2 protein-coding genes are annotated in these 2,080 nt (G+C 43.8%); both read left to right on the top strand.

The features are described 5' to 3' along the window. Positions 1 to 1,083: glycine--tRNA ligase (locus tag NTZ93_04905; protein MCX6817177.1), on the top strand; the 1,083-nt coding region annotated here is incomplete at its 5' end. Beyond that, positions 1,080 to 1,877 (top strand): hypothetical protein, encoded by a 798-nt coding sequence (locus NTZ93_04900; protein ID MCX6817176.1) that lies wholly within the window; start codon positions 1,080 to 1,082, stop codon positions 1,875 to 1,877. The genes NTZ93_04905 and NTZ93_04900, both read left to right, overlap by 4 nt. Positions 1,878 to 2,080: the final 203 nt, after the last annotated feature.

Genomic DNA, 2,080 nt, shown 5'->3' with positions numbered 1-2,080 from the left:
ATGAATCCCAAAGTTTGGGAAGCTTCCGGCCACACCCAGAGCTTTACCGACACTTTGGTCGAGTGTAAAAATTGTCATCAGCGCTCGCGCGTTGACCAATTAACTGACAATAAATGTCCCAACTGCGGCGCCTCTGATTGGACCTCACCGAAAAAATTTAATTTGCTGTTTGCCACCCACATCGGCATTGTCAGCGACAACAAATCCTTGGCTTATTTAAGAGGGGAGACGGCCCAGGGAATGTTTGTGGATTTTAAAAATATCCTGGACACTTTTTCCCCGAAAATTCCTTTTGGTTTAGCCCAGTCCGGTAAAGTTTTTCGCAACGAAATCACCACCGGCCAGCAGGTCTTCCGCACCCTGGAATTTGATCTGGCCGAGTTTGAATACTTTATTGAGGAAAAAGATTGGGAAAAAGACTTTGAGTACTGGAAGAAAGAAGTGGAAAAGTTTGCTTTGTCTTTAGGAGTGAATAAGAAAAAATTAAAATGGCGGCGGCATGATAAAAACGAGCTGTCTCATTACAGTAAACGGACAGAGGACTTGGAATACGAGTTTCCTTTTGGTTTTAAAGAATGGTATGCCGTCGCTTACCGGACTGATTATGACCTGAAAAACCACATGGCTAAGTCCGGCGTTGACTTAAGCTACACTGACCAGAAGACCGGCAAAAAATTTATTCCTCATGTGATTGAACCGACTTTCGGCTTATCCCGTTCGCTTTTGGTTTTATTAATGGATGCTTATTGTGAGGAAAAAGATCGGGTGGTCTTAAAACTTGACCCGAAATTGGCGCCGTTTAAAGTCGCCGTTTTTCCGCTTTTAGCTAACAAGCCAGAGTTAATTAAACAGGCTCGGGAAATCTTTAAAACTCTAAGCCAAAAGCTGGCGGCCGCTTGGGATAGTAACGGTAATATCGGCAAGCGTTACCGCCGTCAGGACGAAGCCGGCACCCCCTGGTGTGTCACTGTTGATTTTGACAGTCTTAAGGATAAAACTGTTACGGTGCGCGACCGGGACACAATGAAACAGAAAAGAATTAAAGTTGATCAATTAGTTAAATATTTTGAGGAGAAATTATGAAAGCCTACCTTAAATATGCGGTGGTTGTTTTAGTCATTTTAGTCATCGGCGTGATTGTTATTAGTCGCTTAAAAAAGCCAAGTCAGACTCTCACCACTACTCCCGCTCGTCAAACTGAACAGATTAACCAGCTGTCTGTTAAAGACCGGCCGTTTGTGACTCTCACACCGAATGCTGCTGGTAATGAAGTAACCTTGGGAGTTGATCAGGTAAAAAATGCCACCAAAGTGGAATACGAGCTGGAATATCAGACCAGCACTTTAATTCAGGGGGCTTTCGGCGACATTGATTTTAGCCAGACTAAATTGCCGGTTGCCAAGCAACTGCTTTTCGGCTCCTGTTCCAAAAATGTTTGTAAATATGACGAAGGCGTTACCGGCGGCAGCCTGACTTTGACTTTTTCCGGCGGGGACAAAAACTATGTTTTAAAAACCGATTTTAATTTACAGCAAATGTTCGATCGCCAGGGGATTTTTACCAGTAAAGACGTTAAAGCTACCTTGGACGTCGGCAAAACCGGCTTACCTAATGCTACTTTTTTAATTATCAGTGGCACCATGGGTTTACCGGCTGAGATTAGCGGCGAGGTCGTTGCCGGCCCTTATGCCTTTTTAGCCGCTACCAGTCCGGCCCTCAAAAGTGCGACTCTTACGATTAAATCCAAAGAAGATTTAACTGGCGCCAAATTAATGCTCTGGGACGGCAAGACCTGGTCAGAGTTAAAATCCGCTCTTACTGACGGCCAAATCAGTGCCCCGGTCACCGGTCTGGGAACCTTTGTGGTGGTGAAATAACTGACTATGAGCCAGAAATTTAAATTGTTGGCGGTGTGTTAATTGTTCTCGCCGGCGTCGCGGTCGAAAAACTCAAGATTTAAAAGTGTTACAATTATTTAATGCCCTGGAGAGCAATTCTATTAGTTAAGGTTTACAAAGATCTTGTAAAATTGTCGATAAAAGATAGATCTAGAATTGAATCTGCAATCGGTTTTCTGGAA

The organism is Candidatus Beckwithbacteria bacterium (assembly GCA_026397255.1).
Lineage (GTDB): Bacteria > Patescibacteriota > Microgenomatia > UBA1400 > CG1-02-47-37 > JAPLVF01.
Note: the sequence above shows the minus strand (reverse complement) of the source record. Positions and strands in the feature narration are given on the sequence as shown.